The organism is Azospirillum sp. TSH64 (genome assembly GCF_003116035.1).
GTDB lineage: Bacteria > Pseudomonadota > Alphaproteobacteria > Azospirillales > Azospirillaceae > Azospirillum.
Window position 1 is genome coordinate 1 of sequence record NZ_LGQW01000007.1, and the last position, 23810, is coordinate 23810.

General features: G+C 60.3%; 18 protein-coding genes and 1 pseudogene. 8 read left to right on the forward strand and 11 right to left on the reverse strand.

Annotated features, from left to right (window positions below; translation table 11 throughout):
* The 4 genes from TSH64_RS01390 to TSH64_RS01405 form a co-directional block, all read right to left on the reverse strand.
* Positions 1-2414: DUF4347 domain-containing protein (locus tag TSH64_RS01390; protein ID WP_247872694.1), on the reverse strand; the 2414-nt coding region annotated here is incomplete at its 3' end.
* 532 nt (positions 2415-2946) lie between these two features.
* The gene (locus tag TSH64_RS01395) at positions 2947-3633 is read right to left on the reverse strand and encodes a tail fiber protein (RefSeq protein ID WP_109095379.1); all 687 of its coding nucleotides are present in this window, start codon (positions 3631-3633) and stop codon (positions 2947-2949) included.
* Positions 3634-3710: 77 nt separating this feature from the next.
* Positions 3711-4031 (reverse strand): hypothetical protein, encoded by a 321-nt coding sequence (locus tag TSH64_RS01400; protein ID WP_109095380.1) that lies wholly within the window; start codon positions 4029-4031, stop codon positions 3711-3713.
* 110 nt (positions 4032-4141) lie between these two features.
* On the reverse strand, positions 4142-4813 hold the full coding sequence (locus TSH64_RS01405; RefSeq protein ID WP_109095381.1) for a tail fiber protein: 672 nt from the start codon (positions 4811-4813) through the stop codon (positions 4142-4144).
* A gap of 421 nt (positions 4814-5234) precedes the next feature.
* Here TSH64_RS01405 and TSH64_RS01410 point away from each other — a divergent pair, with 421 nt between their 5' ends.
* From TSH64_RS01410 to TSH64_RS01420, 3 genes are all read left to right on the forward strand, one after another.
* Complete coding sequence (locus tag TSH64_RS01410) at positions 5235-5804, forward strand: GNAT family N-acetyltransferase (protein ID WP_109095382.1); 570 nt, start codon at positions 5235-5237, stop codon at positions 5802-5804.
* A 217-nt stretch (positions 5805-6021) separates the two neighbouring features.
* Positions 6022-6513, forward strand: a complete 492-nt coding sequence (locus TSH64_RS01415; RefSeq protein WP_109095383.1) for an RT0821/Lpp0805 family surface protein — start codon at positions 6022-6024, stop codon at positions 6511-6513.
* Between the two features lie 115 nt (positions 6514-6628).
* Positions 6629-8998 (forward strand): HAD family hydrolase, encoded by a 2370-nt coding sequence (locus tag TSH64_RS01420; protein ID WP_109095384.1) that lies wholly within the window; start codon positions 6629-6631, stop codon positions 8996-8998.
* Positions 8999-9070: 72 nt separating this feature from the next.
* Here the strand turns inward: TSH64_RS01420 and TSH64_RS35530 are convergent, their stop codons facing one another.
* Positions 9071-10294, reverse strand: coding sequence for a glycosyltransferase family 9 protein (locus TSH64_RS35530; protein ID WP_158285326.1), 1224 nt, complete (start codon positions 10292-10294; stop codon positions 9071-9073).
* 432 nt (positions 10295-10726) lie between these two features.
* On the opposite strand from TSH64_RS35530, the gene TSH64_RS35535 reads away from it, so the two are divergent.
* Positions 10727-10900, forward strand: a complete 174-nt coding sequence (locus TSH64_RS35535; protein WP_158285327.1) for a hypothetical protein — start codon at positions 10727-10729, stop codon at positions 10898-10900.
* 121 nt (positions 10901-11021) lie between these two features.
* Here the strand turns inward: TSH64_RS35535 and TSH64_RS01430 are convergent, their stop codons facing one another.
* From TSH64_RS01430 to TSH64_RS01435, 4 genes are all read right to left on the reverse strand, one after another.
* Positions 11022-13370 carry a carbamoyltransferase C-terminal domain-containing protein gene (locus TSH64_RS01430; RefSeq protein ID WP_109095386.1) on the reverse strand — a complete coding sequence of 783 codons (2349 nt, stop codon included), beginning with the start codon at positions 13368-13370 and terminating at the stop codon, positions 11022-11024.
* 35 nt (positions 13371-13405) lie between these two features.
* On the reverse strand, positions 13406-14638 hold the full coding sequence (locus TSH64_RS35195; RefSeq protein ID WP_146207970.1) for a hypothetical protein: 1233 nt from the start codon (positions 14636-14638) through the stop codon (positions 13406-13408).
* 159 nt (positions 14639-14797) lie between these two features.
* Positions 14798-15982 carry a glycosyltransferase family 9 protein gene (locus tag TSH64_RS35200; protein WP_146207971.1) on the reverse strand — a complete coding sequence of 395 codons (1185 nt, stop codon included), beginning with the start codon at positions 15980-15982 and terminating at the stop codon, positions 14798-14800.
* Between the two features lie 40 nt (positions 15983-16022).
* Positions 16023-17222: a radical SAM protein gene (locus TSH64_RS01435; RefSeq protein WP_109095387.1), complete on the reverse strand. Its 1200-nt coding sequence runs from the start codon at positions 17220-17222 to the stop codon at positions 16023-16025.
* Positions 17223-17611: 389 nt separating this feature from the next.
* On the opposite strand from TSH64_RS01435, the gene TSH64_RS01440 reads away from it, so the two are divergent.
* The 3 genes from TSH64_RS01440 to TSH64_RS01450 all read left to right on the forward strand — a co-directional run bounded on the left by TSH64_RS01440 (position 17612) and on the right by TSH64_RS01450 (position 20056).
* On the forward strand, positions 17612-18004 hold the full coding sequence (locus tag TSH64_RS01440) for a transposase (RefSeq protein WP_158285328.1): 393 nt from the start codon (positions 17612-17614) through the stop codon (positions 18002-18004).
* A complete protein-coding gene (gene tnpB, locus TSH64_RS01445) occupies positions 18001-18348 on the forward strand; it encodes an IS66 family insertion sequence element accessory protein TnpB (RefSeq protein WP_109095389.1) in 348 nt (115 codons plus the stop codon). Before TSH64_RS01440 ends, tnpB begins: the two co-directional genes overlap by 4 nt.
* Before the next feature lie 82 nt (positions 18349-18430).
* Positions 18431-20056, forward strand: coding sequence for an IS66 family transposase (locus TSH64_RS01450; protein ID WP_109095390.1), 1626 nt, complete (start codon positions 18431-18433; stop codon positions 20054-20056).
* 448 nt (positions 20057-20504) lie between these two features.
* Here the strand turns inward: TSH64_RS01450 and TSH64_RS01455 are convergent, their stop codons facing one another.
* The gene (locus TSH64_RS01455; protein WP_109095391.1) at positions 20505-21647 is read right to left on the reverse strand and encodes an FkbM family methyltransferase; all 1143 of its coding nucleotides are present in this window, start codon (positions 21645-21647) and stop codon (positions 20505-20507) included.
* 378 nt (positions 21648-22025) lie between these two features.
* On the opposite strand from TSH64_RS01455, the pseudogene TSH64_RS01460 reads away from it, so the two are divergent.
* Positions 22026-23106 (forward strand): annotated as a pseudogene (locus TSH64_RS01460) (IS701 family transposase); the annotation flags it as partial.
* Positions 23107-23356: 250 nt separating this feature from the next.
* On the opposite strand, the gene TSH64_RS01465 reads toward TSH64_RS01460, so the two are convergent.
* A partial coding sequence (locus TSH64_RS01465) for a transposase (protein ID WP_146207972.1) occupies positions 23357-23810 on the reverse strand: 454 nt, incomplete at its 5' end.

Sequence of the window (23810 nt, forward strand, 5' to 3'; positions counted from 1 at the left end):
TCGCCGTCCGGGTCGCTCCAGTTGCCTGTTCCCCCGGTCAGGGCGTTGCCCACCGTCGCCGTGCCCGTCACGCCCGGCGCCACGCTGTTCACCGGTGGGCCGTTGGAGGAGGAGCCGCCGCTGACGGTGATCTGGCTGGTCCGCGCGGTGCTGGTTGTTTCGCCGTCGTTGACGGTGATCGTCGCGGTGCGGGTGCCCGCGGTGGCGCTGCCGGCGGTGTTCTTGTACTGGATCAGCTGGATCACCGCCTGATACCCCGCCACGCTGGCGGCGCCCCGCAGGGTGATCGTCGACGAGTCGTTGCCGGTGACGCTGATTCCGTAGGTCTTGGCCGTCGCCACGGATGCCGTAAGCATGCTCAGGACTTCCGCCGCGCCGTCCGACGTGCCGGATAGGGTGATGGTGGCGCCGAGCAGGCGCGTGTCGCTGTCCGTCTGGGTCAGGGCGGCATTGGGAGCGATCAGCACACCGGAGGAGGGCGTGGAGGTGGTGACGGACTCCCCGGTACCGGTGCCCGCCCCGTTCAGGTCGACCGACGGCTCGCCCGCGTTCCAATGCACCTCATAGGCGCCGAGGTCGAGGGCGCCGTCGCGGATGCGGTCGATGCCGCGGATGTCGTAGCTGCCGCCGTAGCGGTTCGTGTTGCTGCTGTCGCCGGCGTTGAGGAAGGTCGTCGCGGTCGAGGCCGGACGATAGTCGCGCAGGCTCTTGGTGGCGTTGGTGGAGTCGACGAAGATCGCGTTGCCGGTTATGGCGCCCTGGTAATTGCTTCCTGTGTTGAGGGTGACCTTGCCGCTGTTGTAAATGATCGCGTTCGGGTCGGAGAAGTTCGTTGTGCCAAGTTTTCCCGAGTTTCCGGCAATGATCGTGTTGTAGACATTGACCGTGGCCGTGCCCGTCGATCCGCCGTAATAGGTGCCGATCGCCGCGGTCTGGATGGCGGCAGCCGCGGTATCGTTGTTGATGTAGCTGTTGTTGGCAATGGTGACGTTCCGGATATTGGCCGTAAAGGCCGACGTGGTGCTTTGCACCATGATGACGCCACCCGGATAAGAGACCGAGGCTGCGCCAGCATTCATCAGGTATGTGTTGTCGACAAAGAGGCTGTTTTCGATCGTGGTCGTTCCTGTCACCAATGATTTTATCGTCGAGAAAGCAGCGGTCCCGACCACAACGCTCGAATTCTCACGGAATACGGAATTTTTGACTGTCAAATCTGTGGCTGTATTTGCTGTAGCGATGATGTTGCTTAAATTATTTTTGAAGGTCACGCCATCAACTACGAGAGACCCGTTCTGCAACATCAGAAGGCCCTGGTTACCAAGCGAGGTGTAAAATCGCTCGAAGACCAAATTCTTGACCGTCAGCGTCTTGCCTGTCGCGTTGAAGGAGATGCCCCGGTAGTCACTCGACGTTGTTGTATTGTCACCATTGTCGCCGGAGATCGTGATATCGGCGATACCGTCGCCATCCACGTCGCCGTTGATCGTGAAGTCCTGAGCCGCCGCCGCCACAAGGGCCGTCGTGTTGCCCAGGGAAACCGTGCCGGACGTCAGCGTCGAGCTGAACTCGATCACGTCCCCGGCGGCCGCGTTCACGATCGCGTTGTTCAGCGTCCCGGCCCCCGTTCCAGTCGCCGTGGTGACGACGACGGTTGTCAGGCGACCGGTGAAGCTGTCCATGGAGGAGCGGGCGAAGGGATTCGTCGCCTCGATGGCTCCGCTCTGCACCTCCAGCGTCCAGTTCTGCCCGGCGGCGTTGCCGGTCTCGTCGTTGGACACCGCCACGTCGGCGCCGGTGAGCCGATGGACCGTCTGAACGAACTTCTGCCCCGCCTGTCCGGCGCCGACGTTGCAGGCATAGAAAAGAATGTCGCCGCCGGGCTTCAGCGCGGCGCCGATCGCCTGGAGATCCTGCCCACGGTTCGCCAAGCCGTCCGCCCAATAGGAGCGGCCGGCGATATAAAGATGGCCTTCGTTGCCGTGACTGACGACCTGGACCGAATCCAGGCCGGACATCCCGGACAGGGCGTCCGCCATCTGGCCCAGCGCTTCCTTCTGGGGATCGAGCAGGACGACCTTGGCATCGGGGGCGATGTCCTTGATCAGCGTCTGGTAGTCGGGCACCGACGTATCGACGAACACCACCGACCGGTAGCTTTGCTCGTTCTGCGGCTGCGCGTCCGAGGGCAAGCCCGGAGCGGGGAAAGACGCCCTGTCGGCCGCCGGCGCATCCGGTGCCTGTGGCGTCGCCGCGGCATCGGGTTGCAAGGCGTCGGTGGCATGCGGCTGGCTGTCAGGCGTCGGTTGGTCAGGCTGGACATGCTGCTCTGCCGCCGTCGCCGCACCGGCGGCGTCGAACATGAAGCGCGGCTCCAGCGCCATGGCAAACGATGGGGTCGGTTTGCGCGCCATGCCGGAACCCTTCTTCCCGCCAACGCCCTTCGCATTCCAAATCCGCATAGTATCCCCCACCGCTAGACCGCCCGGTCCCATGCCGAAATCGATTATCTATGAGTGTGCAAAGTGGGTAAAAATACCCTTTATCTGGCGCATAGCAATAGCTTGAAAATCCAAATTGAAGCTGTCATCCGGACATTTTTTGGATATCTGCACGCATGTTGTGTAAAGTTGTTTCATCAAGAGACAAATGGTTTTAAGTCCTATACATATGACAATTTTGTCATAATCGCGTCGGCCCATCATTGGTCGGGGTCTGGCTCAGGGTCTTTTCCGTGCTGCATCAGGCACTTGCAGTCACAGCGGCAAAACCGGATTTGGATTGGAAATCCCGATTTCCGCCATTCCGGCCGGATGAAAACCGCGTGGAAAAATGATTTGATATCAATGATTTATTCCGAGAGAGGCCCCCAATTGTACGGTAGGGATCGGGACGCCGCATGGGAGAAGCGCCCCGGTCCACCGGACGGAGCCGGGGCGCTCCGTATCAATCACGCGACGGGAAATAGCCCAGCATGAAGATGAAGAAGAACAGCGACTGGTAGGGTTGCAGGTTGTTGAGCGGGACCGGGGTGGACACGACGCCTCCTCCCGGGCTCACCTGCACGGTGGCGCCCGTGGGGCCTCCGCTGACCGTAGCCTGCGTGGAGAGCGCCCCCATCAGCGAGCTTCCAGTGGGTGGCGTCGGCAGGTTGGCGGCGTGGATGTACGGTCCGTCGACGGTCACGTCGGTGCTCGGGTCGATGAACGGTCCGCCCAGCACGGCAGGAATGGAGGACGGGATGTTGCTGGTGCCGACCGCGGGGTTCAGCGGCACGGTGACTGTCGCGTTGAACGGAACGGTGCCGCCCGCGCTGCCGCCCTGGAAGGTGGCGCCGTGGGTGTGCGCCGGCAGGTTGTTTCCGATGATCCCCGTGAACTGCGAGCCGCCCGCATTGCCGGTGTTGATCGTGCTGCTGGTGTAGGGGCTGGTGCCCGGCCCCACCATCACGCGGCCGCGCAGGTCCGGCAGATTGAACGTCGAGTTGTTCGATGCGCTGCCGAAGGCCCCGGCCGTGATCGCCCACAGGGCCTGGAATTGAGCGGAGTTCACCGCCTGCCCCAGGCATTGCTGCGTGTTCACGGGGGCAAAATTGCCGGCGAATGGAAAGACGGATCCTATGTAGAAATCCATGGCGAAATCTCCGGTGGAAACGATGCGCTGGGACGGACGGTGCGCGGTGTCGTGCGAAGGCGCCTGGCTGCCGGGGCTCAGTTCAGGATCAGCTCGAAGCAGCCCCGCTCGGGGTCGCGCGGAATGACGCGCACGATGTAGAATGGCCCCAGCGGTCCCATCGTCGGATGGTCGATCTGGAAATTGCCGTTCCACAGCTGGCTGGGGCCGTAGGTTTCGAACAGAGCCGAAAAGGACGTGCGTTTCGCCCAGCGCGGCGTGCATTCCGGACGAACCGTCAGCTTCGTCAGCTCGACGTCCATGATCACGGACCCGTCTTCCGGGGCCAGGAAGCGGAACGTCTGGCCGAGATGCGGGGCGAACATCTCGTGAGAGATGGTGGCAATGTCGATGGTCATCTCAAAGGTCCGGGCTCAAGTTCTGAAATCACGGCTGTCGTTCCGATCATGCGGAGCCAACGCGCCGCGTCCGTCCATCCGGTGTTCGACGATCGGGGAAGACGTCCGGATCAGTCGCGCATCGGGAAGATGCCGCTGGTGACGATCAGCATGGTCAGTGCCAGATAGGGCTGCATGTTGTTCACCGGAGACGGGTTGGTGACGCCGCCGCCCGCCGCGATGCTGACCGTGCCAGTCAGTCCGCCCATCGTAACGGTGCCGGTGGCCGAACCGACCAGGGCGGAGCCGTTCGGCGCGGTGCCGGAGCTGTAGGGGCCCTCCATGGTGATGCCGGAGCCGTTGGGGTCGTTGATTTGAAAGGCGCCCAGATAGTTGCTGCCGCTCGCCGGGATGTTGCTGCCGCCGACGACGGTGCTCAGCGGGATGGCTGCGGCGGCGGTGACGGTCGCGCTGGTGCTGCTGCCGACCGGAGTGAAGGTCGCGGCGTGTGTGTGCGCCGGCAGGTTCTGCTTGGTGAGCGTGTTGTTCGCGACGCCGCCGAAGTTCCCTGGATTGAGCGTCTGGTTGTTGAGATAGGGGCTGGTGCCCGAGCCGACCATCACGCGGCCGCGCAGGTCCGGAAGGTTGAAGTTGGTCGTGCCGTTGCCGCCATACATCGCGCCGGTGATCGCGAAGAGGGCCTGATTCTGACCGACCTGCATCTGCTGGCCCAAGCACTGCGCCGTGTATTGCGGAGCGTAGGCTCCGGTGAACGGGAAAACCAAACCGAGGTAAACTTCCATGGCGAAACCTCCTGAATATGAAACCCGTTGCGACGAGCTGTGAACGGCACCCCTCCGAGGACGCGTCACCACGTCGAATGCGATAAAAGCATGCAGGCACACTCTCTTATCAGGTTGATTGGGTGGCAATGGCCGATACAAAAAGTTACTTTTCTTCACAAAAATTTTTGATGATCCCGCCCTGATTGCATACTTTGATATGTATAATGGGCCGCGGCGCTTTCCGGTGAGCTATCCGGGGCGTCCCGCTAAGGGGCCCGTCCGTTTGTCTGTCCGGCAGCGCGGGAATCATTGCGCAGAGCGGCCGTTGCCTCTGTCGACCCGCATGACGCGCCGATGGGCCGGGTGGCGATTCTTGCGTTGGATGCGCGTCATCGGCTATGCAGAACCCTCGCATATGCTACCGGGAGGGGTGTGGCCGATGGCCGTTCTGAATGGGTCGCTGCCTCTGCTCGGCGGGCTGACGGTGCGTTTCCCGCGCCCGTCGGACGATGACTTCCTGCTGGGCCTGTTCATGGACGCGCGCCCCTGGCTGGGCAAGGCGCACCACGACCGCGACTTCATCCGGACGCTCTACGAACAGCAGTACAGCGCGCGGCGCATGGGGCAGGAAACCCGCTATCCGGAACATCTCGACTTCGTCATCGAGAAGACGGGACAGCCGGTGGGACGGATCGTCATGGATCTCGGCCGCTACGACTGGCGGGTGTCGGAGGTGGAGATCCATCGTCTGGCGCGCGGCAAGGGCATCGGTACCGATCTGCTGCGCAGCTTTCAGGGAACTGCGGCGCAGATGCGCATTCCGATCACCCTGTCGGTGGCCGAGGTGGATACGCGCGTCCACTGGTTCTACCACCGGCTTGGCTTCGATCTTCTGGCGAAGACGTCTCCGTCGCTGGAACTGATCTGGCTTCCGCCGGGCCATCCCGGTATTCAGCACCTGCCGCCGCAGATCCTGCCCGCCCAGATGCGGCCGGGCGGAGCCTCCTGACCTGACCCCGACGGTCGGCAGTGACGGCCGGGCGGACCGATGTCGCGGAGGTTGAACGCACCCCCTCGCTCCATGGCTCCGCAAGCTGGGTGGAATTGATGAGGTCGACCTGGAACGCCGCTGTGCCCTGGTGGCAGGCGTTCCGCCAAGGACGTCTGCACAAACGGCAGCGCTTGCGCTATGATCGGGGAACAATCCTCGGAAAAGAGAGCCTCCGATGCGTGCCCACATCCGCCCCACCCGTATCGCTGCCGTTGCTGTGCTTGCGCTGTCCACCGCACTGGCCGGCTGCCAGACCGGCTCGATGGGGACCAAGGAGGGGGTCGGCACCGTCGGCGGCGCCGTCGCCGGCGGCCTGATCGGGTCGCGCTTCGGCGGCGGTTCGGGCAAGCTGGTGGCGGTCGGCATCGGCACGCTCTTGGGCGCCTTCGCCGGCCGCGAGATCGGCGCCTCGCTCGACCACGCCGACCAGCAATATGCAGACCGCGCCGCCTATCAGGCCTACAGCGCGCCCATCGGCCAGCGGATCAGCTGGAACAACCCGCAGTCCGGCAACCAGGGCACCGTCGTGCCGGTCCGCGACGGCTATGACGGCTCCGGCTCCTATTGCCGCGAGTTCCAGCAGACCATCGTCGTCGGCGGCCGCACCGAACAGGCCTTCGGCACCGCCTGCCGCCAGCCCGACGGGTCGTGGAAGATCGTGGGGTAGGGGAGCAGGAGGGAGCGACGGCTTTTCTGCGTCCACTTGCCGACCTCCGCTTGACAAAGGAAGATGGGCGGCGCTTCCCGTCGCTCCCTCTGTCTAACGATCCCGGCCAGCTCCTATGAACCTGTCCACCATTCTCGACCGCCAGCCTCTGCTGGTGTCGTTCGACGTCTTCGACACCCTCCTGCTGCGCCGGTTGGAGCAGCCTGGCGACCTGTTCGAGGTGGTGGGAGAGCGGGCGCGCGCCGCAGGGCTGATCGATCCTGGATTGACGCCCGTGCTGTTCCGTCTGGCACGCGAGGAAGCGGAGCGCCGGGCAAGGACAAGGGTCGCAAGCGCAGAGGTGGGGCTCGCGGCCATCCATGCCGAACTTCGCCACCTCCTGTCCGAAACGGTCGATCCGGCGATGCTGGCCGCCCTGGAACTGGAGGTGGAGGCCGAATGGATCTTCGCCAATCCTCTGCTGCTGACCGTGCTGCAAGACCTGTCGGCAGCCGGGGTTCCGGTGGTCCTGCTGTCCGACATGTATCTGGAACCTGCCGATCTGGCGCGGCTGCTGACGGGAGCCGGGATTGGGCCGGAGCTTTATGGCCGCCTTCATGTCTCCGGTGTCGAAGGCTGCTCGAAACGGGATGGCGGCCTGTTCCGGCTGCTGCTGGCCACCCATCCAGGGATCCCTCCCGGACGCATCATCCATATCGGGGACGATCCGTTGGGCGACATCGCCATGGCGCGCGCCGCCGGGGTGGAGGCGATCCATTATGTGCCGGGACCAGGACTGACGCGCCTGCGCGAGCGAGAGCGCAGCGTGATGGGGCTGGTGGGCGAGGCATCCCCCCCGCCCCGGCGGCTGGCCGCACTAGCCGGACAGGAAGACGGGGCAGACGAGGCCTTCCCGCTGGAGTTCGGCGCCCTGGTGTTGGGACCGGCGGTGGCGGAATATTGCCGCTGGGTGGTTGAGGAATGCCGGCGCCAGAACATCCGCCGCATCGCCCCGCTGATGCGCGAGGCTGTGCTGTTCGCCCCGTTGATGCGCGACTGGATCGCCCATCGCGGCTATGACATGGAGGTGGTGGCGCTCCACCTGTCCCGTCAGGCGCTGATGCCGCTGGAGTTGGCAGGGTTGGACGCCGCTGCGGCCCGCCGCATCCTGGGGGAAAGGCCGCATCTGCCCTGGGACAGGCTGCTGGTCCAGGCGGGTGGGACGGTGTCGGCAGCTTTGCTGGACCTCGCCGGACTGACGCTGGAAGAACTTCTGGCCAAGCCGGCGACGGATGGAGGGAGTGCCGTTGACCGGGTGCTGACCCTGTTCGATGATCCGGAGCTGCGTTTCCGCGCCGCACGTCTGGCGGAGGAGGCGCGTGAGCGGCTGCTCGACTATCTGGCGCAGGTCCTGGGGCGGGAAGAGCCGGTGGCGCTGGTCGATCTTGGCGCGCGCGGCAGCACGCCCGCCGCGGTGGCCCGGCTGCTGCCGGAGGGGCGGCGGCGCTGCCGCATCTTCCTGGCCTATGCGGTTGCCGACATCGTCGCCGCCCTTGCCGACGGCATCAGAGTCCAGATTTTTGCCGGACAGGACAGGACGGGGATGGCCCTGGGCCGGGTGCTCTATCGCAGTCCGCAAATCCTGGAACGGGTGCTGACCGGGCTGGACGGCACGACATTGGGTCATCGGCGGGATGCCGATGGACGGGTGGTTCCGCTTTTGGCCCAACCTCCAGCGGCTGGGGAGGAGCGGCAGCTTTTGGCTCTGCTGCAGCAGGGCATTCGCCGCTATGCCGGCCTGATGACCGCCGTCTATCCGGCACGGGGGGAGACGGTGGCGGTGACGGGGGTGCAGGCCCTGCTGCCGTTGGCCGCGACCCTGCTGCGGCCGACCGGACTGGAGGCGGACATCCTGGGCGGCCTTGCCTATGACCAGAATGACGGCACGGACGGAGAGCGCATCCTCTGCGATGCCACGGCTTTGGCAACCGTGCAGCCGCTGATAGAGATGGGGGAGGGGCCGGTCTTGGCCCTGGCTCTGGGATTGCGCCCGGCTCTTGCCCCCTGGCCGCAGGGCGCATTGACCCGCCTGGTTCCCGGGATCTTCCACCAGCCGGCTGATCGGCTGGGGCTGGAAGGCGGGCATGGCCCGGTTTGCCGGGCACTGGTGGAGCGGTTGCGGGGACGGACGGACGGCCGCTTCGGCATCCTGGCCGTGGGCGGCGATGGTGGGATGGGGCCGGACTTCATCCGCTATGCCCGCGAGGCCGAACTGGAGCTTGCGGCCTATGCCGACCTGATGGGGCATCTCGTCCCGCCCCCCTTGTTCCATGGGGTGCCGGTGCGGGACATGGGCGAAATGGCCGGCTTGGAGTTGCCTCTGGTGCTGGTGACGCTGGGCTATGCCGACCGGCTGGCGGTGCTGATGCGCGATCAAGCTGTGGCCGGCGGACTGTCGCCGCCGCGCCTGATCACCCTGGGCCGACCGGACTTGGAGCGGGCCTGATCAGGCATTGGCATCGCAAAAGGGCCTCTTGTTGCGATGCCGATGCTTCCCTTGGCAGCCGTGAGGGCGCATCTATGGGATCATTGAGCCAAAGAGGTTGCGGCAAGCGGTCAGCACCTCGTTTACAGTGACGGCTGCAATGCAATGCGGGCTGTCGACCACACAGCCCTGCGCACAACGGGGATCAGATGGCTGTGCCGGTTGAACAATGACGGTGCGCACTCCCAATGGGCCAAAGCGTTGGGGATCATTGTCGTGCATGGGAGACGCTCCGTGGGGGTGGCACGAGATCTCCACCACGGGGATGCCAGCCGCCGCCGCCAGATGCAACGGGCCTGAGTCGTTTCCAACAAACCCTTGCAGATAGGACAACAGCGCCACCGACTGCCGTAAGGTCGTCCTGCCGCACATGTTGAGAACTTGGCGACGCAAGCCTGCGTCCACACCAGCCACAATGGCTTCGCCAATCGGCCGGTGTTGCGCGGCACCCAACAGAAAAATCCGCGCCCTTGGGTTGGTACAGAGGGTTTGCGCCACAGCGGCGAAGCGGTCCGCTGGCCAGCACCGCCGGCCATTTTGCGCACCAATGCCAAAACCAACCCCCTGGATGGCCTGTCCTCCCGCCTCCCAAAGCAGCGCCATCGCGACGGCTTGGTCGTCTGGTGTCAGGGTCAGGGTGTAGCGCGGTGTTATGGGCGCGCCCCCCAACTGCTCAACCAACAGCCCCATCGCCTGCGCTTCATGGCAGGAGGTGTTCAGGATCAGTCGATCTGACCAACTAGCCTGATAGCCCGTGTTGAACCGTTCAATGTCCTGAACATAGCTAGAGGTAACGGCCATTATGCGGGGGACTTGGGCCAGGACAGCAAAGTGTAGGGCGAAATAATGATCAGCGGCTGGGCGCAGAATGACGGCTGCGGCGACGCCATGCAGAAAGCGGCGCACCACAGGCAACCAGCGTGCAAGATGGGCTGCGCCCTGGGCCGGGTTTTGGAGGCTGCCCCCCCCCTCGATGAACAGAGTGCGATCGACATCAGGGCAGGTTTCAATGAGATTCCGGACCTTGTCGGAACCCAAGTATCGGATCTCGCCCTGCCACGCACGGCGTAATGTCTGCAAGGCCGGTGTTGCCATCACAGCATCGCCGATCTCATCCAGCTTGATCACGGCCAAGGGAGCCGTATGGTCCAGCATAGGCTGTGGGGGAGGCGGCTCTACTGGCGGGAGTCGCTGGCAAAGCTCGGCGGTCAGATCGGATAACGCGGCATCGACTGTGGCCTTGTCAGCCTCCGCCATTTCTCCGTCCCAGACATGCGCGCTGGGAGCAGTGTGCCGCTCCAAAACAGACAGAGCCTGTGTCAACCGTGAGCTCACCGCCATGGTGGAGGACTGAACACTGTCCCGCAACAGAGGCAATGCCAGCGGACGGGATTTGTGGCAATCGCGTCCGCTCCATTGCAAAGGAGCCGGCAAAACCAGCCAGTCTTGGGGCAGGCGCCCTAGGCGCCCACCTGCAGTGAGATGGCGCCAAGCAATGACGTGACCCAACCAGCGGTCCAAAGCAATGGGAGTATTGGCACACAGATGGGCCAATCTCTCACCGCTCAGCAGTGCACCTGCCAGATAATGCTCTGGGCGGCGAAAGGATGGGGGGGCATACGCGCCAGATGGTGGACAGGGGAGGGCTGTTCGGACCAGACACAGGTCGGTGGCGATTGGGAACGATGCTTGTGGACAGACGAGCAGTCCGTCATCGGCCAAGCAGAGAAGTATCGTTTCTTCGGCAATTCCGCAACGGGACAACACCTCAGCGTCCAGTCCCGTCCTGGGGGCTGGCAGGACACGCGTGCGCTGATCAACAAGCTCATCAGCATCACCTCGGCCATCCAATACAACAACTGACCAGTCCGTGGGCAGACCGTCGCGCCAAGCGGCAATGACGGCTGCCGGCCAAGCGCCGGTTCCAATCAGCACATGGGGCATGCGTCGTCTCTGCCAGCCAGCCGGTTCTGCAAACGCTCATTCATAGCATCACGTCGACCATACCTATGGTTTCCACCAAAACGCCATGGTCGGCCGCCTGTGTCGTGATCGCGGCAAAGATGTCGTCCTCAAACTGGTTCGCGGCGATGATGAACCGCCGTGCACCGGCATCCAAGGCTTGGGAGAGGGAAAGGACAGGCACTCCAGTTACGCTTTGCCCCGGTTTGGCATTGGCATCACTGAACATGCCCACCGTCAAACCATGACGGTGGGCATAAGTCAGCACCGCATGTCCAATAACACCTGCTCCGGCGATGCAGACATTCTGCCAACCACGGCTGAGCGCGGCGGCGACCATGCGTCGGGCTGCATCATCATCCCGCCGCAGGCGCTCCTGCTCCCAGTCCGTTTCCAAATGACCAGGAATATAGGTATCAAGCCGCTTGTAAAGCTCATGTGACCAATAATGCTGTATATAGCGGCCTTTTCGACGTTGCAGAAATTGATCTGCTGGAAGATCAATCCGCTGCGCAATATTTTGCTTTTTGGAAATCAAAAATCCTTCAATCGCTAAATAGTCGATATCTGTATACAAGAAACATTCCAAGGCGTCCTGTGGTGTCTCTACAATCGTTTCTCCGTTCACATTAAAAGATGTGTTCATGATTACAGGAATGCCGGTCAAGCCCTGAAAAGCTTTGATAATTGCATACATGCCTGGATTGGCATCTTGTCTGACAGATTGCACGCGAGCCGTACCATCGACGTGAACCACAGCAGGGATACGGTCACGTTTGTCCGGTTTGACCGGACAGATCAGCAACATGAACTCCGACCGATCGGCGACGTCAAAATACTCATTCACAAACTCCGCCAGACAGGCAGGCGCAAAAGGACGGAACATTTCCCGATGCTTGATCCGGGCATTGAGAATGTCCTTCATCTCAGCATGCAGTGGACTTGCCATGATGCTGCGATGCCCCAAGGCACGCGGTCCAAACTCTGAGCGCCCTTCAAACCGGGCCACCACCTTGCCCGCAGCCAAATGTTGCGCCACAGTCCAGGCAATGTCCTCTGGCTCGTCCCACGTTAAGCCCAGCGCGCGCATACTGGCCAGCAGCTCATCAGGGCCATAGTCTGGTCCAAGAAAGACATGCTCCAATCGTCGACCGGGTCTGCACCGTCCTTTTTCGGCAGCGATGTGGAGTGCAGCTCCCAATGCCGTACCATCATCGCCAGAGGCGGGTTGAACAAAGATGTGCTTGAAGCCTGCCTGCTGATAAATCCGTTGATTCATCAGACCGTTCAGCCCAACACCGCCAGAAATGCACAGCGCGTCCACCTCAGAGGGAAGGCGGGCGCGCAGATTTTGGGCGAGCTGCACCCCGATCCCTTCGATAAAGCGTTGAAGGCTGCACGCAATATCGAAATGTCTGGGTTCGAACGGAGTGCCGGGAACGCGCGCGCCACCCAGCAGCCTCTTAAATTTGCGACTGATTCCAGGCCAGAACTCCCCTGGGCAGTAGGGCATTTCTTGGCGGATCAGTAGATCATCAAATGTCAGATGCAGCGCGCCGTTGTGATCGACCGCTCCCAAACCGGCAAACAGGTCAGCGTAGCGGGGAGTGCCGTAGGCCGACATGCCCATGACCTTGTACTCGTCCCCCAGCCAGCCGAAGCCGAGAAATTCGGTGAAGTTGCGATAGAGAAGTCCGAGGCTGTGTGGCCAAACAGTGTTCCCCAAACGCCGAATGCCTTGAGCACTCCCTTCCGCCAAGCTGATGGTCTCAAACTCGCCGTGACCATCGATGGTCAAGATGGCAGCCTGGTCAAAGCCGGAAGGGTAAAAAGCACTAGCGGCATGACAGTCGTGATGGCGCACTCCAATGACTTCAGCATCAGGAAACTGGCTTACCAAATACTTCTCGACGTCAGCAAGTTGGAAGTAACGGTTAAGATTCCAGCGAATACGGCGCAAGGTCTCTTCTTTGACATCCTCATCCATTCCCAAACGATCACAGAGGGCCGCCAAATACGTAAAGGGGTACATCATGGGGCGGCACACCGTGGCGTGCGGTGCCACTTCACAAATGGCTGTCTTCAATACAGTGGCGGCTTCGGCGGGCAAGGCGCTGTCCAACCAGCTGAACAGCTTTTCCTCTAAGATCAAAATTGGCGCGTAGTTGAAGGCAACATAACGCACGCGGCCCCATTGATGCCGGTCTGCCAAAGCCAAGATTTCGCGAATACATGCTGATGGGTACCCACCATCATGCTTGATGTTGGAAAAGCGTTCTTCCGTCATGCAAGCCAGACTGTCGCCCTCAAGCGACACCAGCGCTGCCGATGAGTCGTGGTACAGGCTGAGACCGAGGACAAGATCGCGCATGATGGGCACTCGTATGATGAGCTATCAGAACCCGGTCACGACCAGAACCGGCCTGGACGAGGGCTCGGTACATGGCCTGCCATGCCTTTATACCCTTCTGTTAGGTAATACCGAGCTGGGTGATAGTAGTCAGCGGGATTATTGCTGATCAGAAAGCGTGACGTCAGGCAATCTTTGCGAACAAAGAAGGCGTTTGTGCCATTCAAATTGCACCCCACCATTTGATAACCTTTTTCCTGTCCAAGGTCGAACAATGCAGAGAGACTAGCTCCTTGATAGTCATCCAATTTCCAAGAATGATCAGGATCATAATCAATGGTCCACCGCAATGGTGGTGGGAACTTGCCATTATACTCAATAATTGTTACTAGAGGATTGACAGCAGAAATATTTTCCCAAACGTAGTAGTCATTTCCGTCAATGTCCACACTTAGGACGCCTATTTCACCACTATAAGCATTGGAAATCAGGTCATTGATATTGTCTCTATTAATAAAGCTATTCATGAGTTTTAATTTTCCGTCAGAAATATATGCAGAAAAATTGTTGCGAATTGAAGCGCAGCTAACTGAACTGCCTTCAATCCAGAGCCCCTCCCACCCCTGCTTTAGAAGGAGGAGACTGTTGTTTTCCATTCCATCGCCAACACCAAACTCAACAAAGCGACGCGGGATTGGCCGCTCCAGGCGATTGATGATTTCCGCCAGGATTCCATCCTCGTCATGCTGGGAATAACATTTGTAGCCATGCCTCTCAACCCGTCGCGGGTCGGACAGCCGCGGCTCTGACAAAAGCTTGCGGATTTCAGCCTGACACAACAGGGTATGAATGTGCTCCAGGCGGCGGGTATTGGAAAGCAGATCACCAAGATGCGGAGCTATTTGTGTGGCAGAGGCTTGAGTCTCGGCCATATCGAGCACTTCGATATTGGCAGAAACACAGCCAGGAATGAGCTGAAGAAGAATTTCTTGCCGGAAAGACAAGGAACAAACCAAAACGACGTCAGCTCCGCTTTGGGGCAGAGCATCTGGATGGATAACAGGCAGGCCAAAAACGCCCTCCGAATTACCCTCTGGTGCACGATCAACAACAGCCACAAGATTCAGTCCTGCCAGAAATCCGGAGGTCAGCAATGCCTTTGTCAAGGAACCTGCTGGCGAGAGGCAAACCTGCCGCTGATCTCGAAGAAGATCAGGCAAAATATGAATTAATTTTTCCAAGACAAAATCTGGTATTTTGATCTGGTTATTAAAAGGTGATTTCATCATATTTACGGTCCTGTGTGAGATGTTGAAGGTCAACAAGAAGACATAGAAGAAGACGTGAATTTCCAAAATCTGCTGCAGGGAAATTAATAAGGATGGATTTCCGATATGTTGAATATCACATTTATATTTTCCTAGGCTGCTTTATCTTATTAAATTGTTCTACAAAAGGGGAACGACAGCTTTGGTTACCTGCTCAACAACCTGCTCGGAGGCTGCCCGAATGCAGGTGTGAGGCCAGCCTGGATAATCGAGATGCCAATTTTCTCCATCATCGGGCACCCAAATCACACTGGGCACTCGATATGCGGAGGCAATGTGGGCACTGGCAGAACGCGGCGCCATCACCAGACGCGCATGCCGAACCGCACGGAGCATAGTCATTTCATCCCCCATTCCCAAGGGAATAACCCGTTGTAGCGCGATGCTCTGATCAGGCTTCCCAACCAAAACGACCGGAAGTGGACACTGGTCGATGATTTGTTGCAAGGCACTGTTTGACAGATTGGGACGAGCCCAATTGGCAGCGGTCTGCAACACGGCATACCGGCCCGGCTCCAATCCAGGCAGTGGGGGAACGAGCGGCAGGTCTAGATTGGGTAAGGCGTCGAAGTCTAAGCCTATACCCAAATAATAGCATCCCAGATAATTCCCTGCGGGTGATGTGTCTTTCTGCCTATGAAACAAAGAGGAGTTTTCCGGTATCACCAACCCATTATGCCCATGGATCAGGAGGGTATCGGAGTAAGCTGTTGCTATATCCTTCAAATACCGGAAGTGCACACGGTGCATGGGAAAGCGACGGGAGAATTCGCGAGCTGTGCTCAGCGCGCACAACCGATCGCCCAATCCCCAACCAGCGGGAATGGTGATGGTCAAGTCGCGCGGCAACGCTTGATCTTCGCCGACCCGCTTGGCCAACGTCTGACGGAAATCCAGATGTGCCGCCAACTCACTCCGGTAAGCCCGCTGGTCATAACGGTCACAAAGGGAAACGAGTTCAAATCCCAATCTTTGCGCTTCCGGTGTGAGGGTTCGCAAGATGTCCCCCCCATACCGGGTATGGGCAACCACCACAGCGTCGGGTCGCAGTCGCTCAATGTCATCATACGCAAAGACGTCCAGGTTTCCGATGATCTCACCCCGCTTCGCCACGTTGCGATCCAACGTTCCCAAAATGGTCGTCCCCAGGAACGCACCGCGCAGATACAGCACAGTCACCAGATCACAATGGGGAGCGATCAGAATGCGCGCACCCCGCTCGGAAAGCCGCGCCAAGTGCTGGCAGGCGTCATCAAGAACCACCTGAGGGGGCGGCATAAGCTCATTTTCGACAAAATAGACCATGCGGTCTTATTCCCTATCTCGTGCAGTCCACGTGATGCCGTCAGTCGAGATATCCGCCCAAAACGACCAGCTCCAATCCCTTTTCGCGCCAATGTCTCTGATCGAAGTAAATTTCTGAGCTGTAGGCGGGAGAAAAAACGAACATCAGATCAGGAGCAAAGGCACCAATTTCATCGTAGGAGACAACAGGGATGCCATGACTGGATGTTTTCCCCCTGGGCTCCCGATCAGCCAGGGCCACCACGTTCACGTCTCTCAAGGCGGTATTTTCCAACAGCTTGAGGATCATTGGATTGGTTGGAGCCAGCACCACACGCCGCTTATCGCGAGCCCATTCGCCAGCCCAGGCATTGATGCGCTCCGCGATACCGAACAGAGAATCAGAGACAGGACCAGCGCACCGATCGCACAAGGACAGCTTGCCGTTTACCCCATCTTTCAGTTGCCGTTGCATTTCACGATGGCGATGACCGTGCCAAATCGCACCAATATCCTCGTCAGGAACTTTGCCGATCGGTTGTTCGCCCTTTGCATCCCAACAGCACGGCACACAGGTGCCATCGACCAAAATACAGAGTTCTGTCTTGAGCTTGACGCAATTGCGGCGGTTTTCAACCTCATCTTCCGGCAAGAACAAGGTCAGATCACCCCCATTGGGGTGCTTGTCTGTACGCTTTTCAATAAATTTTACGTTCTGATGGCGGCCAAAATGCTCAGCCATCATTGAGAAATCTTCATCTTGATTGTATGATGTCCGCAAAAATTGGACAACGATTGTGGTATTGCTGCCGCGACGCTCATTCTCCCGAATAAACTTCGAAATGTTGTCCTTTACCTTTTCAAAATGATTGTTATTTCTAATTCTTCTGTAGGCTTCTGGTTGCATACTGTCCAAGCAGCAGAGAACATAGCTGGCATTTTCCAGCAAGAGATCAATTTTTTCATCGTTCAACAGAATAGCGTTGGTCGAGACCCGGCCAGGACCATAGCCATGCTCTTTAAAGTAACTCAATGCCTCGCGTAGGTATGGGTAGGCTAGCGTCTCGCCGAAGTGATGAAACCAATGAATAGGCATCTGATTGACCCAAGATTGGTCCACAATGGTCTTGAAAAGGTCAAGATCCATATGCCCAATGTTTCGATTGAGGCCGGCAGGCCGCGCGCACATCGCACAGTCGATATTGCAGACATTGGTGATCTCGACCTGAAACAGACCTGGAGGTGCAACACGGAAGCTCATAGTTATGTTCTCCTATCAGGCCTGACTTTGGCCGAGGGAAGGCTGACCATGCGATTGGTATAGGGCAAAAAATGCGAGGATGTCACGAGGTCACAATGAGATTTGATTCTACTACGGTATAAATGTCGCTTTTGTTAACAATAGCGGCATTGGTTGAGGCCATGGTGCGCCCCTCCTCCGCGGCAGATGACACGCGCCTGAAGAATGTCGAGTTTGCAACGGCCATACGTTTGCCGCTGCATGCAGCGTTTTCCCCCTCGGCGACGGCAGCGGATGCTGGTGATGATCCTGGTTGAAATCCGTACCCCTCTGCCGAGCACCGCCTTGTGACCGAGCGGGGAAGCTGAATCATGGGGCCTGTCCCTATGGCTATCCCTATGGCAGTCCCTATGACTATCCAACGCGTCGAGGTGATTACGGGTCTGGAGAAGCGGCGGCAGTTCACTGATGAGGAGAAGCTGCGGCTGGTCGAAGAGGCGTTCCGGCCCGGCGTCAAAGCGACCGAGGTTGCCCGACGCCAAGGCGTGGACGTCAGCCTGCTGTATCGCTGGCGCCGCCAGTTCTTCGGTCAGCAACCCCGGCTGCCGGCCTTCATGCCGATCACCGTCGCCACCGATGAGCCGTCGCTAGAGGACGCGCCGGAACCGACCCCAGCCTCCTGCACTCCGCCCGACGGCATCATTGAGGTTGAGTTCGCTGCGGCCCGCCTGCGGATCACCGGCCCGGCCGATCCGGCTCTGGTCGGAACGGTGATCGCCGCGTTGTCGGGGTGGTCAGCATGATCCCGGTGCCGTCAGGCGTGCGGGTCTGGCTGGTCGGCGGGGTCACCGACATGCGTTGTGGAATGAACTCGCTGGCGCTGAAGGTCCAGGAAGGGCTTGGCCGCGACCCTCATGCCGGCGATCTATACGTCTTCCGTGGGCGTCGCGGCGACATGGTGAAGTGCCTGTGGCACGATGGGCTCGGCATGTCGCTGTACGCGAAGAGGCTTGAGCGAGGCCGCTTTATTTGGCCCAGTCCGGCTGACGGAGCCGTGGCCATTTCCGCGTCTCAGCTCGCGTATCTGCTCGACGCAATCGACTGGCGCAATCCCCAGCAAACCTGGAGGCCACGCTCGGCCGGATAGGCTGCGGCACAGTGAATCAGCCCGCCGTGATCCGGCAGGAAGAGCAAGGATCGATGCGGGTTTCAGGGTATAATCCGGCCCTATGGACGCCTTGCCCGACGACATTGCCAGCCTGCGCGCCGCCTTGGCGCAGGCCGAGGCGCGGGCGGACGCGGCCGAAGCCGAAGCGGCGCGGGCCAGGGCGATGGCGTCGAATACCGAGGCGCTGATCGCCGGCCTGAAGCTGGAAATCGAGAAACTCCGGCGCGAACTCTATGGCACGCGCTCCGAGCGTAAGGCGCGCCTGCTGGACCAGTTGGAGTTCCAGCTCGAAGAGCTGGAAGCAACGGCCAGCGAGGACGAGTTGGCGGCCGAGCAGGCCGCTGCCAAAACCACCGCGGTGGCGGCCTTCACCCGCAAGCGGCCGTCGCGCCAGCCCTTTCCCGACCATCTGCCGCGCGAGCGCGTCGTTGTGCCGGCTCCGGTGAGTTGCCCGTGCTGCGGCTCGGACAAGCTGTGCAAGCTGGGCGAGACGATCACCGAGACGCTGGAGGTGATCCCGCGCCAATGGAAGGTGATCCAGACGGTGCGCGAGCGGTTCTCCTGCCGGGCCTGCGAGACGATCAGCCAGCCGCCGGCGCCGTTCCACACCACCCCGCGGGGCTGGGCCGGCCCCCACCTGCTGGCCACCCTCCTGTTCGAGAAGTTCGGCCAGCATCAGCCGCTGAACCGGCAGGCCGAACGCTTCGCGCGGGAGGGCGTGCCGCTCAGCCTGTCCACCCTGGCCGACCAGGTGGGCGCAGCCGCCGCGGTGCTGAAGCCGCTGCACGACCTGATCGCCGCGCATGTGATGGCGGCGGATCGCCTGCATGGCGACGACACGCCGGTGCCGGTGCTGGCCAAGGGCAAGACCGACACCGGGCGGCTGTGGGTGTATGTGCGTGATGACCGGCCGTTTGCCGGCCAAGCCCCACCGGCAGCACTGTTCCACTATTCGCGAGATCGCAAGGGCGAACATCCCGAACGGCACCTGGCCGGCTTCACGGGCTGGCTGCAGGCCGATGCGTTCGCCGGCTACAACCGGCTGTACGAACCCGACCGCAAGCCGGGGCCGATCCGCGACGTGCTGTGCTGGGCGCATGCCCGGCGCGGCTTCTTCAAGCTGGCCGACATCGCCGCGAACACCAAGCGCGGCAAGGACGCCCCGCCGCTCTCACCGCTGGCACTGGAAGCCGTGAAGCGCATCGACGCCCTCTTCGATCTCGAGCGCGCCCTGAACGGCAAGCCGGCGGCCGAGCGGCTGGCGGCCCGCCAGGAGCACGGCATCGCCCTGGTAGCCGCGCTGGAGGACTGGATGCGGACGGAGCGCGCCCGGCTCTCCCGCCATGCCCCCGTGGCCAAGGCGATGGACTACATGCTGATCCGCTGGGGCGGCTTCACCAAGTTCCTCAGCGACGGCCGGCTGTGCCTGACAAACAACGCCGCCGAACGCGGCCTGCGCGGCATCGCTCTGGGCCGGAAAGCGTGGCTGTTCTGCGGCTCCGATCGCGGCGGACAGCGAGCGGCGATCATGTACGGCCTGATCACCACGGCAAAGCTCAACGACGTTGACCCGCCGGTGTGGCTCGCCGACGTGCTGGCCCACATCAACGACATCCCCCAAACCCGCCTGCATGAACTGCTGCCCTGGAACTGGAAAGCAATCCGCGAGCAGACGAAAGCTGCCTGACCGCGGCACTCACCGGATGCTTACTGAAATCCGGGCGGTGCCCGCGGAATGGAGCCGCGGGCGCCACAATCCGCGCGTGGTGAAACGCAAGATGAGCAACTTTCCCACCCGCAGCCGAGCCGCCGCGCCGGACCATCGCCGCTGGAGCTACGAGGACCACATCCACATTCTACCGCCCACTGACCTGCAGTCGCTGGCGCCCCTTCCCGAAACGCCTGAACCAGTGTCCGCGGCCGAACTGCAACCACCACGGCAGATCGCCGTGCCGCAACACCAGACCGCCAACATGTCAAGGCGTGGCGCGCCAGCGGCCTACCGCGAGCCGACTACTGCCGCCGCCACGCCCTCAATCCAAACACCTTCAATCGTTGGGTGGACTGCCAACACCCCAGCGTCAGGCCAAAATACTGCAAGGTTCAAGGCGACGCTTAACAACACGGTATTGCGACTATGATACTAAAGAACCCTCAGGGGCAACACAATAAAGAACCGTTTCCCACGGCCCCCAGTGATGATGACGAATATACATCTCGTAGTCTGGATATATATCCTTGATCAAGATTGGAAGTGTCCAGAGATCGTTCCCCCAATGATAAATGCTAACTGCAAGCGTTGGGCGGTAGCGACGAATGAGCTCCTGGCTACCCAGTAATGCGCCCTCTTCGGCACCTTCCACATCATACTTGATGAAATTAGGAGGCGCATCAGCGAGGATAGCATCTAAGGTCACAACGGGGATAGCCTTTCCACGCCCCTGTTCGCCGGTAAGCTTTGCACATGCCTCTCCATCGTTTGACAAATAGTAGAGGCCGTTTTTGGACCAAGCTCCACATGAATAAGTAAGAAAACTTGTTTCCGGATATTCCGCATAGAGAGCAGACGCGGTTTTCTGTAGCCTTGTAAAGCAGCGGGGATCAGGTTCGAATGACGCAATGTAAGAGACAGGTACTCGACTGTTATTCATTACGTGCATCATAGTATCTCCATCAAACGCGCCAACGTCGGCGAATTTCAAGGAGTCAATTCCCCGATAGATATCAATTGTCATAGGAAAATAATGAGGTATTTGATCTGGCAAATCGATCAATGGTCCTTTGCGAAGATCAGAACGCAGTTTTAGAACTTTTTCAAGTATACTTATGCTTGTCTGGTCGCTTAAAAATGACCTAACCTCAGATATCGCCCGATGGTCTACATGGACATCTTCATATTGCGTCAGGCCAGGGTAAAAGCGTTTCAAAAAGTCCTCATAGTCACAATTTTTCCACGCCATATCCCAAGCAATGCGTAATCCAGGATAAGGCCACATGAACTTATCCCAGGTCAGTATACGGCCAAAGCCCTTTTCTTTTAATTCTTCAATTAGAGTCTTTTCTGGGAATCTTTCTGATTTGTGATCATTCCCAAGCGTAAATAGTAATTCAATGTTTTTGCGTTGCTCAACCTCAGAAATCCTTAGGACAGGCTTGCCTAGGACCTCACGCGCTTCAATGAATTCGTCCACAAAAAATTCGACATCATCCCCCCTAAGGTGCATGTTTTCCAAAACAGTACGTCCGCCGTTACCGGCACCGTAGATCGCCCTCTTCATAGGCAAGCTTCCCTCACATGAAAATGCACTGCATGACGAGATAACATTAAAGAAAGAGAGAATAGATTAAAACCCGAGAAAGTGTTTTTCAAAATTTTCCAACATTCCATGATTCTACCAAGCTATCATGGTCAAGGAGTTCGGCCATCCGGCTTTCGCCCTCGCAGATCCGGGTATGCGGGTTTCTTGCAAACGGCTGGTAATCCCCTCATACAGGACATCGCGTCCGTGGGGACGTGATACAAGGCGTTGGCAAGGCGAAGCGAAGCGCCTCAAAGCCTCGAACCTGTCCCCACCTGCCGGCTTTTCTAGTACTACAGCCGGGATTATTTGTCTGGCCGGCTGTTGAAGGGTTCATCCTACCGGAGGGAGGTCGGGATGACGACAGTGACGGAAGCGGCGAGTCGGGCAGGCGATCTGGAAGCCTTGGCCATCCGGATCGGTCCACGATTTTGCCGGCCCGAGGCGCGCGAGCGGCGCGCGAGCGGGCACGGCGCTATCTGGCCGGGCTTCTGGCGCCGCTGGAACGCAAGAATGGTTGGCATCTGGCTGAAGCTGCCGGCGATGCCAGCCCTGACAGCGTGCAGGATTTTCTGGCCCGGATGCGTTGGGACGCCGATGCCGTTCGCGACGACTTGCGGGCTTACGTCGTCGAGCATCTGGGTGCTCCCGACGCCGTGCTGGTGCTGGACGAGACCGGGTTCCTGAAGAAGGGCGAGCGTTCGGTCGGCGTGCAGCGTCAATACTCCGGCACGGCCGGGCGTATCGAGAACTGCCAGATCGGCGTCTTCCTGGGCTACGCCGGCCGGCACGGCTATGCCCTGATCGACCGAACCTTGTATCTGCCGCAGTCCTGGGCCTGTGACGAGGAGCGCCGCCGCACAGCCTGGGTGCCCGAGACGGTCGCGTTCGCCACCAAGCCCAAGCTGGGGCTGACGATGCTGGAGCGGGCGCTGGACGCCGGCGTCCCTTGCGCCTGGGTAGCGGGCGACAGCGTCTACGGCACCGACAGCGCCATCCGGCGAACACTGGAGCGCCGTCGGGTCGGCTACGTGCTGACCGTCACCAGCGGCCAGCGGCTGTGGCCTGGCACGGTGAGCGACTGGGTCGAAGAGGTGCCGGCCGATGGCTGGCATCGGCTCAGCGCGGGCGATGGCGCCAAGGGGCCGCGCTTGTATGATTGGGCCCGCCTGCCGTTCCGCGGTGCGCCCGAGGGCTGGAGCACAAAGCCCTGTTGATCCGGCGCCGCCTAGGGGATGGGGATTTGACCTTCTACCTGACCCTTGCTCCAGAAGGGACCGCTCTGGCCGATCTGGTACGGGTGGCAGGCGCGCGCTGGACCATCGAGAGCAGCTTCGAGATGGCCAAGGACGAGGTCGGGCTCGACCAGTACGAAGTCCGCTCCTGGACCGGATGGCACCGGCACATCACCTTGGCCATGCTGGCATTCGCCTTCCTCACCGTCTTGCGCAAGGCGGCCATCGGGGGGAGAGGACCCGCTCGATCTGGCAGCCGATCTCCTTCCCCTGACCGTGCCGGAAGTCCGTCGGCTCCTCTACCATCTCGTGGCCAGCCCACCACCCAATCAAAGCGCCGTTATCGCTTGGTCACTTTGGCGAAGACGTCACCAGCAACGGGCAAGACGGGCACATTGGAAACGACGCACCCAAGCCCATAATGCCCGGCTGTAGTACTAGAGCGGATTCCGATCATTCTGGTTCATAGCCTGCGGCGGTGAAGTAGGATCGGCAGTCATTGGGGGTGACGGCGTCGATGGCGTCGCGGATGGCTTCCCAGAGATCGGGCAGGGTTCGGGCGGCGGCTTTTCTCAGCCGGGTCTTGATTTTGGAGAAGGCCATCTCGATCGGATTGAAGTCGGGACTGTAGGGCGGCAGGAGCATCACCGTCGCCCCGGCTGTTTCGATGGCGTTTCGAACAGCGGGAAGTTTGTGGGGTGGCAGGTTGTCCATCACGACGATGTCGCCGGGCGTCAGCGTGGGCGCCAGAACGCGTTCGACGTAGGTGAGGAAGGCCGCACCGTTCATGGCGCCGCCCAGCGTCATCGGCGCGGTGACGCCGGACAGCCGTACCCCTCCGCCGAGCACCGCCTTGTGACCGAGCGGGGAAGCTGAATCATGGGGCCTGTCCCTATGGTTATCCCTA